We start from the raw sequence: 14,106 nt of genomic DNA, 5'->3' as shown, positions 1-14,106 counted from the left end.
CAATGAAAAATATTCTGCTAATAGGCTTTGGCTTACTTCTTTTTTTGATAGCTCCGCAAACTAAAGCCCAACAAAAGTCATATTACATACTGGATATGGTTCACAACAATCCCGGCGAAGCTTTAACACAAGCTGTTTATAACGATCCTGTTTATTTAAAACAGCAAGGCTACAACGGGCAGGTTTTAAATGATTTTACTTTTGCGCATGCAGCTATAACCTTCGATGGTTTGAACCCCGCTATCTTCCCGAAAGGCTCAAAAGAACGCGCCTGGGTTATGCAGGCTGCTGATAAGGTAAGGGCGAATATAAAACGCGCGCACGCGGCCGGAGAAAAGGTTTATTACTTTACCGATATTATTGTTTTGCCTAAAAAACTGGTTGAGCTTTATCACGACGAGATTTGCGATGATAAAGGCCGCATATCTTTTGAAAGACCCAAAACTATAGAGATACACCGGATCATGTTGAAGGAACTGTTCGATACTTTTCCTGATCTGGATGGTTTGGTGATACGCACAGGTGAAACTTATTTGAATAATGTACCCTATCATACCGGTAATAATCCAATCACCAACGGTGCCGATAGCCATATCAAACTCATTAATATATTGCGCGAAGAGGTTTGCGTAAAGCGTAATAAACTGGTGTTTTATAGAACATGGTTATCCGCGGGTATGGATCAGAAACCGGACGTTTATTTGAAAGTAACTAATGCCATTGAACCTCATCCTAACTTGATTTTTTCGGTTAAACATACCCGTGGTGATTACCACCGGACAATGGATTTTAATCCTACTCTTGGTATTGGTAAACACCAGCAAATTGCAGAAGTACAATGCCAGCGCGAGTATGAGGGCAAAGGAGCTTATCCTGATTATGTGATGGATGGTGTGATAAATGGCTTCGAAGAGTTTACCACCAATACGCCGCAAACCGGGTATAAGGGATTAAAAGATATTGTGAATACTCCGCAGTTTAAGGGAGTATGGTCGTGGTCGCGGGGCGGCGGTTGGGTTGGCCCCTACATTAGCAATGAATTTTGGTGTAAGCTGAATGCGTATGTAATTAGCCATTGGGCTACCAATACCAAACAAACCGAAGAAGAGGTTTTCAACCGGTTTATGGATGAAAACGGGATTAAAGGTACAAGCCGTAAGGCTTTTAGGGAGCTATGTTTGCTATCGGCCAAGGCTGTTTTACGTGGGCATGAATCGGCAGTTTTGCCATTTAAAAATGACTGGGTATTTTGGATGCGCGACGAGTTTTTAAGCGGGACAGACGGCCGCCTCAATGTTATATTTAAGACCTTTTACGATAACGGACAATTACACAAAGCCATCGATGAAAAATACGAAGCGGTTGCCTTATGGAAAAAGATAGTTGAATTGAGCAGCGAGGTGCATCTTAGCAATAAAGATGATGAAAGTTATATTAAAGTATCATGCCAGTACGGGTTGATGCTACACCAGATCATAGCAGAAGGTTGGAATATTATGGCCTTAGGCTATACTGGCGATATGACAAGTAATTACGATAAGGTTGCGATATCTGCCTCCGTCAAAAAGTACGATGCTTTTTGGGCCGCATTTGATGAGTTGAAAAAAAATAACCCTGCATGCGCCACACTATACAAGCCTTTCACCTGGACTAATAATCCACCAACATATCACGGTGAAAAAGGAATGGGAGCATCAGTAGATCAATACAGAAAACTGTAATTACTGATACTCCCAACAAATTAATACCTACTTGCCGAATTTAGTATTCCTATAGCAGCTGCATCCAATTGTAGTTCGGCACCTTTTACCAAATCCTTTAATTGCTCAACGGTAGTTGCACTGGCTATTGGAGCAGCTATTGCCGGTTGGGCCAGTAGCCAGGCTATTGATACCTGAGCCGGATTGGCGTTGTATTGTGCGGCAACCTCATCCAATCCCTTTAGTATTTTAAGACCACGATCGTTCAGGTACTTTTTGTTGCTGGCACGTTTGCTTGTCGCCAAATCTGCTTCTGTACGGTATTTTCCCGTAAGGAAACCACTTGCCAACGCGTAAAAATTAATCACGGCGATGTTGTTTTCTAAACATACCGCTTGCAAATCGGTTTCAAAACTCTCACGATCATACAAATTGTAAAGTGGTTGCAGGGTTTGATAAGCGGCTAAGTTGTTATCTTTACTTACTTGTAGAGCCTCTTTTAAACGTGCGCCGTTATAGTTAGATGCGCCTATGGCACGTACCTTACCTTGTTTAATAAGGTCGCTAAAAGTTTCCAGGCTCTCTAAAAGCGGCGTGTCTTTATCGTCATCGTGTGATTGGTACAGATCAATATAATCGGTTTGTAAGCGTTTTAATGAATCTTCAACAGCTTTAGTAATATAGGCTTTAGATAAGCCCTTTTTACCAGGCCCCATTTCTTTTCCCACCTTAGTGGCAATTACAATGCTATCACGTTTACCACTTTGTTTAAGCCACTTACCTATAATAGTTTCAGATTGTCCGCCTTCGCCGCCATGTGCCCATCTGGAGTATACATCGGCGGTATCAATAAAGTTAATCCCCGAATCGGCAACCGCATCTAATATTTTGAATGATTGCGCTTCGTCTATCGTCCAACCAAAAACATTACCGCCAAAGCATATCGGGCTTATATAAATATTGGTAGTACCCAGTTTCTTTTTATTCATTTGCGATCTATTGTTGTTTGAGGCTTGTAATTTGCCCGGCCAATTCATCTACCCAACCCGAAAAATAAGGCTCTGATCCGGCAACGCGGATCCATTTACCGGTATAATCGCGGGCTATGGTCAAATGTAAGGAATCATCTAAAGATGTAAACTGGTATATTTCGTTAAATGACGCATGGTTGACCGGTATTACTATCCCGTCTACTTGTCCGTCGCTGCCTGTTAATGTTGTTTCAAAGCTTTCCATAATGTATCTGTTTATATATGCTTACCTAAACAGGAGGATGGGCGTTGTGTTTTAAAATACCGTAGCTTAATCTAAGAATACGAAATGTTAATTAATAATTAATAGTTTATGCATGATTAAAACACTGGGCTGTAAAACTCGTTACTAGCTATATAATTATTGTTGCCAATTATGATATTCGATAAAAAAGTAAATTACTACCAGGTTTCGCAAGGCGTTTGGGGTTTAAAAACCCTGTTTGTAAACATATATATGATAGCCAACCGCAAAGGTGTTGCCGATGGCTGGGTTTTAGTAGATGCGGGTTTGCGGGGCTACTCATCCAAGATCATCAGCATGGCCGAAAGTTTGTTTGGCGAAGGCACTAAACCGCTGGCTATTATTTTAACACATGGGCATTTTGACCATGTAAGCGGACTGGAAGAACTACTTAAGCATTGGGATGTACCGGTTTACGCGCACCCATTGGAATTGCCTTACCTTACGGGGAAATCGTCTTATCCACCGGCAGACCCTACCGTTGGTGGTGGCCTCATGTCGTGGATATCGTGGATGTTTCCATCTAAACCTATTAACCTTGGCGATAGGGTACAGGCTTTAGATACCAGCGGCGCGATAGAGGAATTGCCAGAGTGGAAAACCATCCATACGCCAGGTCATTCACCGGGGCATGTTTCTTTGTTTTTTAAGCTTAACGCGACATTGATTGCAGGCGATGCTTTTGCGACTACTAAAGCCGAGTCGGCAATATATGCGTTGTCATTCATCCCCAAATTATCAGGCCCGCCTAAGTACTTTACAACAGATTGGGCCCAGGCCGCAGAGTCTGTCAGGAAACTCTATGCGCTTGAACCGCGGACAGTTGCTACCGGCCATGGTTATGCTATGCGTGGTAAAGAATTACAAACCGAATTGAAATATCTGGCAGACAATTTTGAAGATATATCTATACCAGCGCACGGGCGTTATGTAAAGGTTCCGGCACAAGCCGATATAAATGGAACCGAATATGTGCCACCTGCAATTATGCCCGATAAAGCATCTATAGCTGCCGTGGCTTTAATATCTGTTGCTATTGGTTATTTTGCAGTTAGAGAAGTGCAGAAAAGATTGGCATAACACTATATTTGCATTACGCAATAAATACTGTATTGGATAGGGATATTCTTAAAAAGCTCATTGTTACACCTATGCCTTATGGTAAATATAAGGGTACCATGATATGCAACCTGCCGGTGCATTATTTGGAATGGATGTATTTGCAAGGCTTTCCGCCGGGTAATTTAGGTATGATGCTGCACACCATTCACGAAATCAAGATCAATGGATTAGAATATCTTTTGGCTCCTCTAAAAAGATCGCAGTAATTTCCATCACAATGTAACGATATATTAAAAAGATGAGTCTGTCTGTAAGGTTAGCAACCATAGTACGACTAATTGCGTAAATTGTATTAAATTACTCATCATGAAGAAATTAAGTTTATATCTGCTAAGCATTATTTTACTATGGGGATGTGCGCAAGGGCAACCCGAAAATCATTCGTTTGCCAAGTTGCCCGAGCCCAAAACTGGCGAGAAGGTAGCCACCTTTGCCGGAGGTTGTTTTTGGGCTATGAGCGAAGCTATGTCCGAATTAAAAGGTGTGAATAAGGTTGTGGCGGGTTATGCTGGTGGAATAGTTAAAAACCCAACATACGAGCGTGTTTGTGAAAAGAATACCGGTCATGCCGAATCGGTGCAGATCTATTATAATCCATCGGTTATTAGCTATGCTCAATTGGTAGAGGCTTTCTTTTATGCCCACGATCCTACTACTTTAAATAGACAAGGACCTGATGAGGGTGATGATTATCGCTCTGCTATTTTTTATCGTACACCAGAAGAAAAAGCTACCATTGATGCGGTAATGAAGAAAGTGGCTGCTACACATCATTACAATAACCCAATAGTTACCGAAGTTACAGCGTATAAAGCTTTATATCCTGCGGAGGTTTATCACCAGGGGTATTATAAAACCCATCCGGGAAGCGCTTACATCCAAAGCGTATCAGAGCCTAAGGTGATGAAAATGCGCCACGCGGTTCCGCAATTGCTAAAGCCGGAATTTGCTAAATAAACTATAAATAACTCAAAGCCTGCGGCCCATGGTTAAATAGCAGGTCAACAATGCTCAGGTTATTCAAAGATCCTTGCCGCTCTTCAAATAGTTGGAAATAGGGTTTTTGAATAAATTGAGATTCTTTTCTGTGATCTATATTCCTCCGGAAATCTTCTCTATCCGGATAAACAGGCAAATAATCGTTGGTATAATTAATCTCGGCTTTTATTTTAGTTAGCTTGAGTAACAGCCTTAATAACTTATCATTAAAATCGAAGAGGTATTCGTGGTGCATTTCATAAAATGGTGCAAACTCATCCTCGTAAAACTCAAAATAAGCAGAACGGCGGTAGCAATTTTGCAGACTAAGCCAGTGTAAACGCTGCCATTTAAAATCGTAACTTATCTTAACGTCCTTAATATTCGTGTGTCCATTAGCGCCTTTTATAACCGGAACGGTTAATGCTAAAACACCATCCGGAGAGTATATGTGCGTGCGATTACGGTAGGTTTGCTTTACAAAATGCTCTTCGTTCTCAATTAAAAAGTTGGTTTTGTGCTTGTTAAGTTGTACAAAGTATTCAACAGGAGGCAGATAGAACATTGGCAAAATAGCACCTTTATCGTACATATATATTTTTTATGTTTGTGGTTGGTATCGTCGCAAAAATAATGATAAAAGCAGGGCTTTCAAGTATTGTGTTTTTCTTTTTATATCTGGTTTCGTTACTGCCTTTCTGGTTCTTGTTTTTGATAGCCGATGTACTCTATGTTTTGCTTTATTATATCACGGGCTACAGGCGTAAAGTGGTTTATGAAAATCTACGGAACTCATTTCCGGAAAAAACAGAGGCCGAAATAAGGCTACTGGAGAAGCAATACTTTAAATACCTTGGTGATCTGATCGTGGAAACCATCAAAATGATCTCAATATCAGAAAAGGAGATACTGCGCAGGGTATACCTTACAAATCCGGAACTAATAGAAGAATATCACAAACAAGGCAAGAGCCTGATAGCCGCTGTTGGTCATTATTGTAACTGGGAGTGGTGCGTGTTGCGTTTTAGCCTGATACCACAATATCAAAAAATAATGGTTTACAAACCTTTACAGGATGCACCGTCTAACAAATATTACCTTAAAGTTAGGGGGCGCTTTGGTGTAACACTGGTGCAAATGCGATCAACCCTGCGCAAGCTAACTGAGTTGCGAAGAAGCCTGACCTTTACCGTATTAGCTGCCGACCAAACCCCAGTTAGGCACGAAACACAATACTACACACAGTTTTTAAACCAGCAGACCGCTGTTTTTCAGGGGATTGAAAAAATGGCTATCATGTTTAACTCGGCCATTGTATTTGGAAAAATAAAACGTGTTAAACGTGGGTTTTATGAGTATAAATTTGTACCTATGGTTGATGAGCCCAAGCAAACAGAACCCTATGAAATTACAAACCTATATCTTCACACGCTCGAAGATATGATTAAAGAAGAACCGCAATATTGGCTATGGTCGCACAGAAGGTGGAAATTTAAACCGGAGGTTAACGGATGAGTTTACCTAAAGTTGCCGTTGTTATATTGAACTGGAACGGTAAAAAGTACCTTCATGATTTTTTGCCTTCGGTAATGGCAAGCACTTACCCTAACATGGAAGTTGTTGTTGGCGACAATGCATCAACCGATGGATCTGTTGAGTTTTTGAAAGAAAACTATCCAACTATAAGTATCCTCACCAACGATCAAAACTACGGCTTTACAGGTGGTTATAACCGGATACTGAACAGGGTAGAAGCTGATTATTATGTGCTGTTAAATTCGGACATAGAAGTTGTACCGGGTTGGATAGAACCGGTTGTAAAATTAATGGAGAGTGATGATCTTATTGCCGCCGCAGCACCAAAAATTAAATCCTTCCGTCAAAAAACTCACTTTGAGCATGCCGGTGCGGCCGGTGGTTTTATCGATAAGTTTGGTTACCCGTTTTGCGAAGGGCGTATATTTTTTGATATAGAAGAGGATAAAGGGCAATACGAGGTATCAAAGGAAGTATTTTGGGGATCAGGAGCAGCATTATTTATCAAAAAGAAATATTGGGACGAATGCCTTGGTTTTGACGAACGCTTTTTTGCACACATGGAAGAGATAGATTTGTGCTGGCGCTTAAAAAACATGGGCCTAAAGGTGATGTATTGTGCAGAATCGGAAGTATACCATGTTGGTGGAGGAACGTTAGATACAGAATCTCCATTTAAAACCTACCTAAACTTTAGAAATAACCTGGTATTACTGAAAAAGAATCTGCCATTTTCGAGAGCATTGATTATCATTCCGATAAGGATGTGCTTTGACCTGATGGCTTTATTGCGCTTTATCAGCGAAAAGAAATACAAGAATGCCTGGGCTGTAAGTAAAGCACATCAAAACTTTATACGCAGGCTTTTTACCAAGAATATTACATCAGTAAAATCACGCCATCGCAACTATAATTTAAAGGGCATGTATAACCGCAGTATTGTGTTAGACTTTTTTATTCGCAAAAAAACACACTTTATTGATCTTGATCCGAAGGACTTTCTTTAACTGGCGGTATAACAGGGTTACTATCTGTTATTAAACGCGAACCTTCGGGAAAATTAACTTGTATATCGTTTTTTTGGTTGGGTATCTCAATACCTTCCTGAGCAAATTTGATGTAAATTTCACTCAGTATTTTGCTTTTTAACGATGTGTATTTGCCAATTTCTTCGGCCCAAAACTGGATCTTGAAAGTAATAGCGGTTTCACCAAAGTTGTTGAGATATACACCGGGAGCAGGTGTTTTCATAATGTCATCGTGATTGTTAACGATATCTTTCAATATGTCTTCGATCTTTTTGACATCTGAGCCGTAAGCAACCCCAATGGTGAGTTCAATTTGACGATTGTTATTAGTTAGCGTCCAGTTTACAACATGTTGAGATATCAGATCGCCATTAGGCACAATTAGTTCGGAGCCATTACCACAATCAATTTTACTGGAGCGGATACCGATCTCCGTTATTGTACCAGATTTACCACTAACCTCTATAATGTCCCCAACCTGAACAGGTTTCTCAAAAGCCAGAATTACACCCGATACAAGGTTATTTACAATATTTTGTAAACCGAAACCGATACCCACACCTAAAGCACCAATAACAATAGTTACTTTATCCATGGGAATGCCCGCCGCGCTTATGGCCACAAAAAAGCCTATTACGAATACGGTTAAACGGATAAGCAGGATAGATGAGCGTGTTTTTTTTGCTTGTAGTGTTAGTTTGGTTTGCTGCCCGGCAAAATCATAAAAGTAACTGATAAGCCGGGCTATGATCCCCGACATCCAAATCACAATCATAAAGATCAATACACTGCCAAAAGTAAATGCGGTGCTGCTGAATTTATATGGATGGGTTAAAAAGTCGTTAGCCTGATCATAAATATAATCATCAATTACAAGGTTTCTGCAAAGTGCGAATAACCAAAGTACAAAGGCGATCTTGATAGCAACATCTTTAAATTTCTTTTGTAAAACTTTAAAATCCAGATAGGATATTATTTCCTGATTCTCGGTTTTGTTACCTTCTAATTGCAAAAACAAGCTTTCCATTAAAATTTGCACAAGCAGATACATGCCCATAGCAAGGGATAAATTGAATACCGTGGTACAACCAATTATTTGCGCTATACTAAACCTGCCGGCAATATTCAGCAATATCGATATAGCATGTAAAGCAATAAATACCTTAACAATAAGCTCCATAAATGGAGGATATTCCTCTGGTTTGGCTTTTAAAAACGGTAGGAATTTAAATGAGAAATAGATAGCCGCGGCCGACGAAAGTAGTAGGACGATCCGGTTAAGATGTGTGATCTCGATAAACAGACTACTGATACCAAATATGATAACCAATACAAAAAGTACTACCCCAAATTTAAATAATGGCTTTGGCCAGTTATTTCTGATGAGTAAGCCAATACATGCTGTTGTAATAACGAGCATGAATTGAATAATTACCTGTGGAGGATGGTCGTAAAAGTATAAGCCTAATATACTGGCAACTGCCAATGTAGCTGTATAAGGCGTTTTTACGATATAGCGTGTTTGGGCGAAGATTTTAGCAGCATCTTCATCTTTTATGCGTCTTATTTTTCGCTTGCTGTTAAATATCCAGGCAAAAAATAAAATTAAGAGAAATATGAAAGCTAAATGGCTCCAATAATTTGATTTGCTTGGGAAGAAGTATTTGACAAGCCTTGAATTAAGATTGTATGTTTTAGCAACTGCAGTATCTATCGGGTTTTTTTGTGGGTGCATATCCCAAATAAAACCGTACTCATTATCGATTGATTTAACTGTAAATTGGCTTATTTTGATATCCACCTTATCGTCCAAATCAATCATTAAGATTGATAATGATGAAATACTGTTTTGCAGATAACCTATTCTGATAATTGACTTTTTGACACAACTATCCAATTTTCTCCATTTAGCCTGAAGATCTTGAACTTGAAGAACGTATTTTCTTTGTACGAAAGGGTCTTCGGGAGCATAACTTATAATGGTATCTTGCTGAAAGCTGGTAACGTCGGCATTAAGGGTATCAAGCTGATCACTGTATTTGGATAGTTTTTTTGCCCATGATTTTGTTTGATCTGTAACCCGGTCAACCATATTCCTGATCGTAACCAGGTAGACAAGTGTAGTTGAATTATCAATCGTTTTTTTCATTATCCCCATGCGTTTTTCCAATGATGGAAGGCGCTGGCTGATCTCAAGTGTATCGAAACCTTTAGATAAGTCGGAATTGTTTTGAATGTATTGGCTTGTGTAATCTTCTATCTTACCGAGTAAATTATCTAAATCGGCATCGCCGGTGCGATGGAAAGAGCGTATTAGCGATTTGCGCTGTAATAACTCACGGCGTATAGAATCCCGTCGCGAGCGGGCGGGTGCTCTTTTATTTTTATCCTGCGCGCTACTATCATGTATGGCTGTAATTAACAGCAGGGTAAGTAGTCCAAATGATAGTAGCTTAAATAGGTTGCGCATGTATGTGTTTATTCAGATATTAAGTTTTCGATGCCTAAACGGTATGAATCCATCCCGAAACCGGCAATCACACCTTTACAGTTTTTAGCCAGCATGGAGTGGTGCCTAAATTCTTCCCGTTTGTATACGTTAGAAATATGAACCTCAATTACCGGTACGTTTATAGCTGCAATGGCATCGCCAATGGCAACGGATGTATGGGTGTAAGCACCGGCGTTCATCACTATGCCGTGGTAGCTAAACCCAACTTCGTGTAATTTGTTTATAATTTCGCCTTCTACATTACTTTGATAGTATTCAATCTCCAAATCAGGATAGCGTTGGCGTAATTCGGCAAGGTAAGTTTCAAAATCAGAACTGCCATAAATAGATTTCTCGCGGACACCTAATAGGTTTAAATTCGGTCCGTTGATAATTTGTATCTTCATCAGTTCAAATATATACAATTAAACAAAAAACAAGTGGATTGGCAGAAAGCAAAAAAAGGCTTTAGTTCGTACCTGAGATTGGAAAAATCCCTGTCGGCTAATTCCGTTGGCGCTTATCTGGGCGATTTAGATAAACTGATACAATTTGCAGATAGCAAGCCGGTTAAACTACAGCCTGAAACTGTTGTATTGAAAGATTTGCGTGAGTTTATCATGTGGATTAACGAACTGGGTATGATACCAACATCACAGGCGCGCATCATATCGGGCATCAAAGCTTTTTATAAATACCTGCTGATGGATAATCAATTGAACTACGATCCATCCGAATTGCTTGAAGCGCCCAAACTAAAACGCAAGCTTCCCGACACATTAAGCATAGTTGATATTGATAAACTGATAGACGCCATTGATCTATCCAAACCCGAAGGTATGCGCAATAAAACTATGATAGAAGTATTATATAGTTGCGGGTTGAGGGTAAGCGAATTGATTAACCTACGCATATCAAACCTATACCTTGATATTGAATTCATCAAGGTTTTAGGCAAGGGAGATAAAGAACGCTTAGTACCTATAGGCTCACAAGGTATCAAGTTTTTGAAGCTGTGGCTACACGATGTACGGGTACATATCCCGGTGCAAAGCGGGGAGGAAGATATGGTTTTTTTGAACCGGCGTGGTAAAAGATTGAGTCGGGTTTATGTATTTATGATGATTAAGGAACTTGCTGAAGTTATTGGCTTGAAAAAGAGCATCAGCCCGCATACGTTCAGACACTCCTTCGCTACGCACTTAATTGAAGGTGGTGCTGATTTAAGAGCAGTGCAGGAAATGCTGGGCCATGAGAGTATTACCACAACTGAAATTTATACGCATTTGGATAGGGAGTATTTGAAGACGGTTATTATAGATCACCATCCGAGGAGTTGATTTTGTTTTAGGTAGTTAATTCAGCAGCCACCATTCTGTCCGTACCTCGCATGTCCTGCCTCAACTGGATGTTTTTAAAACCCTTATCCTGTAATAGCTTAACTGTTTCCTTACCCAGGTTTTCGTTGATCTCGAAAAAAAGAAGGCCATTCTCTTTTAAATTTTGCAGGGCAAAGTTGGCTATGGCGTTATAAAATATCAGTGGGTTGTGGTCGGTTACAAACAGTGCTAAATGTGGTTCATAACTTAGTACATTAGTATGCATTTGGCTTTTCTCGCTATCTGTAATATAAGGCGGATTGCTTACTATGATTGAATAATGTGTATTGCGTATAACCATACCGCTTTGTTTCAAAATGTCGACTTTAATAAAATTAACTTCAACATCATTTAACTGAGCATTTTGTTTAGCCACAGTTAGGGCCCGCGCAGAAATATCAATCGCCGAAACCTTAGCCGATGGAAGGTATGTTTTTAACGTTATTGGGATACAACCGCTGCCTGTTCCTATATCCAATATGGTTTCCAGTTCATGGCGTTGTTTTGCGATGCTTATTATCCACTCCACTAATTCCTCCGTTTCTGGGCGAGGGATCAAAACAGACGGTGTTACTTTAAAGGGTAATCCGTAAAATTCGGTTTCGCCTAAGATATATTGGATTGGCTTACCTGTTTGCAGCGCTTTAATAATTTTAGCCAGCTTTTGCGATTGTGCCTTGGTTAATTCGTTGGATGCATAGGCTCGTAACTGTGCTTTGGATAGCATAAGTACCTCGCTTATGGTAAGGTATTTAATGGCATTTATTTCAGGCTTGTCGTAAATCGACTTGAGCGCATCATCAAATTTGATCAAAGCATCCTGAACAGTTTTCATTCTGCAAAGAAACATAAAAGCATACCTTTGCAAAAATGCTTGATCATAATAAATACATGCGGCGCTGTTTGGAGCTGGCTCAACTGGGAATGGGTTTTGTTAGCCCGAACCCAATGGTTGGGGCTGTTATTGTTCATAACGATCGCATTATAGGCGAGGGCTATCACCAAAAATACGGTCAGGCGCATGCCGAAGTAAATGCGGTAAATAATGTGCAGGATAAAGGTTTACTATCCCAATCAACTATTTATGTATCGTTGGAGCCTTGCGCGCATTATGGTAAAACACCACCCTGTGCCGATCTGATCATCAAACACCAAATACCCAATGTTATAATTGGTTGCCGTGATCCTTTCGACGAGGTTAACGGGAAAGGTATTGAAAAACTAAAAGCCGCCGGTATAAACGTTACTGTTGGTGTTTTAGAGGCAGAATGCCTTGAACTTAACAAACGTTTTTTTACCCGCATACAAAAGCATCGCCCATACATCATATTAAAATGGGCACAAACTGAGGATGGTTTTTTCGCTCCCGCCGATAATAGCCAGTTTTGGATAACAGGTGAAGAATCGCGTAAGCTGGTTCATCAATGGAGGGGTGAGGAGGATGCTATTTTGGTTGGAAAAAACACCGCATTAATTGATGATCCTCAATTAAATGTACGTTACGGACAAGGTAAAGCGCCAAAACGCATAGTAATAGATCGCAGACTGGAATTACCCAAACATTTGCACCTGTTCGATCAATCGGTAGAAACCTTTGTGATCAACGAAGTGAAAACCGAATTTGATGGTAAAACAAAATATATCTCGCTCGAAGATTTTAATTACTACGTACCCCAATACATACTTTACCAGCTTTACTTGCAGGACATCCAATCGGTAATAATAGAAGGTGGCGCCAGTACTTTGGCTCATTTTATTAAGGATGGTTTATGGGATGAGGCTCGTGTATTTACCGGATCTGTTACTTTGAAAAAAGGCATACAATCACCTGTAATACAAGGGGAAGTAGTATCGGTTAATGCTGTTGGTAAGGATACTTTACGTATAATAAAACCATATGTTATTTGAGGATACTTATTTAACCATAACCGAACCCGGCGAAAGTATCTTTCGCGATCGTGGAAGCAAATTTATGGGTTTTGTGTACCCAATAAAATCGGATAGCGATATTAAAGCCATTGTTGCCCAATTGAAAAGTGAACATCCTAAAGCTAATCACCATTGCTGGGCTTTGCGTATTAGCCCGGATAGATCTGTATTTCGTGTGAATGATGATGGTGAGCCATCAGGTACGGCGGGCAGGCCAATTTTGAATACTTTACTATCACATAACCTCACCAATATTGCCGTAGTAGTAGTGCGTTATTTTGGGGGTACACTGCTTGGCGTTCCCGGATTGATCAACGCTTATAAAGTTGCTACCGAAGAAGCTTTAAAGTCGGTTAAAATCATTGAGAAAACTGTAAATGATGTTTACCAGATATCGTTTAACTATTTGCAAATGAATGATGTTATGAAAGTGATCAAAAGTGAAAATCTAAACCTTATTGAACAGCGATTTGATACCGATTGCCTGGTTAAAATAGAAGTGCGCAAAAGCCAGGTTGAAAAAGTGATGGGCCTTTTGCATCATATTACCGGGGTTAAAATTAAATGGGTATCAACGTTGTAAAACTAAGTCCTTAATTCAAAGCACCTTTCGTTTTTGCCCGTCGCTTTGTTCGGCGTTTTGGGCATATTTTTGTATTTTTAAAGCG

General features: G+C 40.0%; 15 protein-coding genes. 9 read left to right on the top strand and 6 right to left on the bottom strand.

Translation table 11 applies throughout. The features are described 5' to 3' along the window. Positions 1-2: 2 nt before the first annotated feature. The gene (locus ABIN91_RS16115) at positions 3-1,721 is read left to right on the top strand and encodes a hypothetical protein (protein WP_348052255.1); all 1,719 of its coding nucleotides are present in this window, start codon (positions 3-5) and stop codon (positions 1,719-1,721) included. A 20-nt stretch (positions 1,722-1,741) separates the two neighbouring features. On the opposite strand, the gene ABIN91_RS16110 is transcribed toward ABIN91_RS16115, so the two are convergent. After that, positions 1,742-2,689 carry an aldo/keto reductase gene (locus tag ABIN91_RS16110; RefSeq protein ID WP_348052254.1) on the bottom strand — a complete coding sequence of 316 codons (948 nt, stop codon included), beginning with the start codon at positions 2,687-2,689 and terminating at the stop codon, positions 1,742-1,744. A gap of 7 nt (positions 2,690-2,696) precedes the next feature. Beyond that, positions 2,697-2,936, bottom strand: a complete 240-nt coding sequence (locus tag ABIN91_RS16105; RefSeq protein ID WP_348052253.1) for a hypothetical protein — start codon at positions 2,934-2,936, stop codon at positions 2,697-2,699. A 171-nt stretch (positions 2,937-3,107) separates the two neighbouring features. On the opposite strand from ABIN91_RS16105, the gene ABIN91_RS16100 reads away from it, so the two are divergent. From ABIN91_RS16100 to msrA, 3 genes are all read left to right on the top strand, one after another. Beyond that, complete coding sequence (locus ABIN91_RS16100) at positions 3,108-4,055, top strand: MBL fold metallo-hydrolase (RefSeq protein ID WP_348052252.1); 948 nt, start codon at positions 3,108-3,110, stop codon at positions 4,053-4,055. An 8-nt stretch (positions 4,056-4,063) separates the two neighbouring features. Then, positions 4,064-4,303, top strand: a complete 240-nt coding sequence (locus ABIN91_RS16095) for a DUF3820 family protein (RefSeq protein ID WP_348052251.1) — start codon at positions 4,064-4,066, stop codon at positions 4,301-4,303. 100 nt (positions 4,304-4,403) lie between these two features. Continuing rightward, positions 4,404-5,054 carry a peptide-methionine (S)-S-oxide reductase MsrA gene (msrA, locus tag ABIN91_RS16090; RefSeq protein WP_348052250.1) on the top strand — a complete coding sequence of 217 codons (651 nt, stop codon included), beginning with the start codon at positions 4,404-4,406 and terminating at the stop codon, positions 5,052-5,054. Position 5,055: 1 nt separating this feature from the next. Here msrA and ABIN91_RS16085 read toward each other — a convergent pair whose 3' ends face one another. Beyond that, complete coding sequence (locus tag ABIN91_RS16085; RefSeq protein ID WP_348052249.1) at positions 5,056-5,667, bottom strand: WbqC family protein; 612 nt, start codon at positions 5,665-5,667, stop codon at positions 5,056-5,058. A 41-nt stretch (positions 5,668-5,708) separates the two neighbouring features. On the opposite strand from ABIN91_RS16085, the gene ABIN91_RS16080 reads away from it, so the two are divergent. Next, positions 5,709-6,590 (top strand): lysophospholipid acyltransferase family protein, encoded by an 882-nt coding sequence (locus ABIN91_RS16080; RefSeq protein WP_348052248.1) that lies wholly within the window; start codon positions 5,709-5,711, stop codon positions 6,588-6,590. After that, entirely contained in the window at positions 6,587-7,618 is a 1,032-nt protein-coding gene (locus ABIN91_RS16075) for a glycosyltransferase family 2 protein (protein WP_348052247.1), read from the top strand. The genes ABIN91_RS16080 and ABIN91_RS16075 overlap by 4 nt, the downstream gene beginning before the upstream one ends. Here ABIN91_RS16075 and ABIN91_RS16070 read toward each other — a convergent pair. Together ABIN91_RS16070 and aroQ are read right to left on the bottom strand one after the other, a co-directional pair. Then, positions 7,587-10,109 (bottom strand): mechanosensitive ion channel domain-containing protein, encoded by a 2,523-nt coding sequence (locus ABIN91_RS16070; RefSeq protein WP_348052246.1) that lies wholly within the window; start codon positions 10,107-10,109, stop codon positions 7,587-7,589. The genes ABIN91_RS16075 and ABIN91_RS16070 overlap by 32 nt on opposite strands. Before the next feature lie 8 nt (positions 10,110-10,117). After that, positions 10,118-10,537 carry a type II 3-dehydroquinate dehydratase gene (gene aroQ / locus ABIN91_RS16065; RefSeq protein WP_348052245.1) on the bottom strand — a complete coding sequence of 140 codons (420 nt, stop codon included), beginning with the start codon at positions 10,535-10,537 and terminating at the stop codon, positions 10,118-10,120. 33 nt (positions 10,538-10,570) lie between these two features. Here aroQ and xerD point away from each other — a divergent pair, with 33 nt between their 5' ends. Further along, complete coding sequence (gene xerD / locus ABIN91_RS16060; protein WP_348052244.1) at positions 10,571-11,470, top strand: site-specific tyrosine recombinase XerD; 900 nt, start codon at positions 10,571-10,573, stop codon at positions 11,468-11,470. Positions 11,471-11,477: 7 nt separating this feature from the next. Here the strand turns inward: xerD and prmC are convergent, their stop codons facing one another. Further along, positions 11,478-12,344: a peptide chain release factor N(5)-glutamine methyltransferase gene (prmC, locus tag ABIN91_RS16055; protein WP_348052243.1), complete on the bottom strand. Its 867-nt coding sequence runs from the start codon at positions 12,342-12,344 to the stop codon at positions 11,478-11,480. A 35-nt stretch (positions 12,345-12,379) separates the two neighbouring features. Here prmC and ribD point away from each other — a divergent pair, with 35 nt between their 5' ends. Together ribD and ABIN91_RS16045 are read left to right on the top strand one after the other, a co-directional pair. Beyond that, the gene (gene ribD / locus ABIN91_RS16050) at positions 12,380-13,417 is read left to right on the top strand and encodes a bifunctional diaminohydroxyphosphoribosylaminopyrimidine deaminase/5-amino-6-(5-phosphoribosylamino)uracil reductase RibD (protein ID WP_348052242.1); all 1,038 of its coding nucleotides are present in this window, start codon (positions 12,380-12,382) and stop codon (positions 13,415-13,417) included. Next, entirely contained in the window at positions 13,407-14,021 is a 615-nt protein-coding gene (locus ABIN91_RS16045; protein ID WP_348052241.1) for a YigZ family protein, read from the top strand. Before ribD ends, ABIN91_RS16045 begins: the two co-directional genes overlap by 11 nt. Positions 14,022-14,106 lie beyond the last annotated feature (85 nt).

The sequence above is a fragment of the Mucilaginibacter sp. genome, assembly GCF_039921305.1.
Classification (GTDB): domain Bacteria; phylum Bacteroidota; class Bacteroidia; order Sphingobacteriales; family Sphingobacteriaceae; genus Mucilaginibacter.
This window is presented reverse-complemented; position numbering and strand designations above follow the sequence as displayed.

Excerpts from the sequence above, each read along its gene's own strand:
- ABIN91_RS16115 (WP_348052255.1), top strand. The coding sequence starts at position 3 with ATGAAAAATATTCTGCTAATAGGCTTTGGCTTACTTCTTTTTTTGATA.
- ABIN91_RS16110 (WP_348052254.1), bottom strand. The coding sequence starts at position 2,689 with ATGAATAAAAAGAAACTGGGTACTACCAATATTTATATAAGCCCGATA.
- ABIN91_RS16105 (WP_348052253.1), bottom strand. The coding sequence starts at position 2,936 with ATGGAAAGCTTTGAAACAACATTAACAGGCAGCGACGGACAAGTAGAC.
- ABIN91_RS16100 (WP_348052252.1), top strand. The coding sequence starts at position 3,108 with ATGATATTCGATAAAAAAGTAAATTACTACCAGGTTTCGCAAGGCGTT.
- msrA (WP_348052250.1), top strand. The coding sequence starts at position 4,404 with ATGAAGAAATTAAGTTTATATCTGCTAAGCATTATTTTACTATGGGGA.
- ABIN91_RS16085 (WP_348052249.1), bottom strand. The coding sequence starts at position 5,667 with ATGTACGATAAAGGTGCTATTTTGCCAATGTTCTATCTGCCTCCTGTT.
- ABIN91_RS16080 (WP_348052248.1), top strand. The coding sequence starts at position 5,709 with ATGATAAAAGCAGGGCTTTCAAGTATTGTGTTTTTCTTTTTATATCTG.
- ABIN91_RS16075 (WP_348052247.1), top strand. The coding sequence starts at position 6,587 with ATGAGTTTACCTAAAGTTGCCGTTGTTATATTGAACTGGAACGGTAAA.
- ABIN91_RS16070 (WP_348052246.1), bottom strand. The coding sequence starts at position 10,109 with ATGCGCAACCTATTTAAGCTACTATCATTTGGACTACTTACCCTGCTG.
- aroQ (WP_348052245.1), bottom strand. The coding sequence starts at position 10,537 with ATGAAGATACAAATTATCAACGGACCGAATTTAAACCTATTAGGTGTC.
- prmC (WP_348052243.1), bottom strand. The coding sequence starts at position 12,344 with ATGAAAACTGTTCAGGATGCTTTGATCAAATTTGATGATGCGCTCAAG.
- ribD (WP_348052242.1), top strand. The coding sequence starts at position 12,380 with ATGCTTGATCATAATAAATACATGCGGCGCTGTTTGGAGCTGGCTCAA.
- ABIN91_RS16045 (WP_348052241.1), top strand. The coding sequence starts at position 13,407 with ATGTTATTTGAGGATACTTATTTAACCATAACCGAACCCGGCGAAAGT.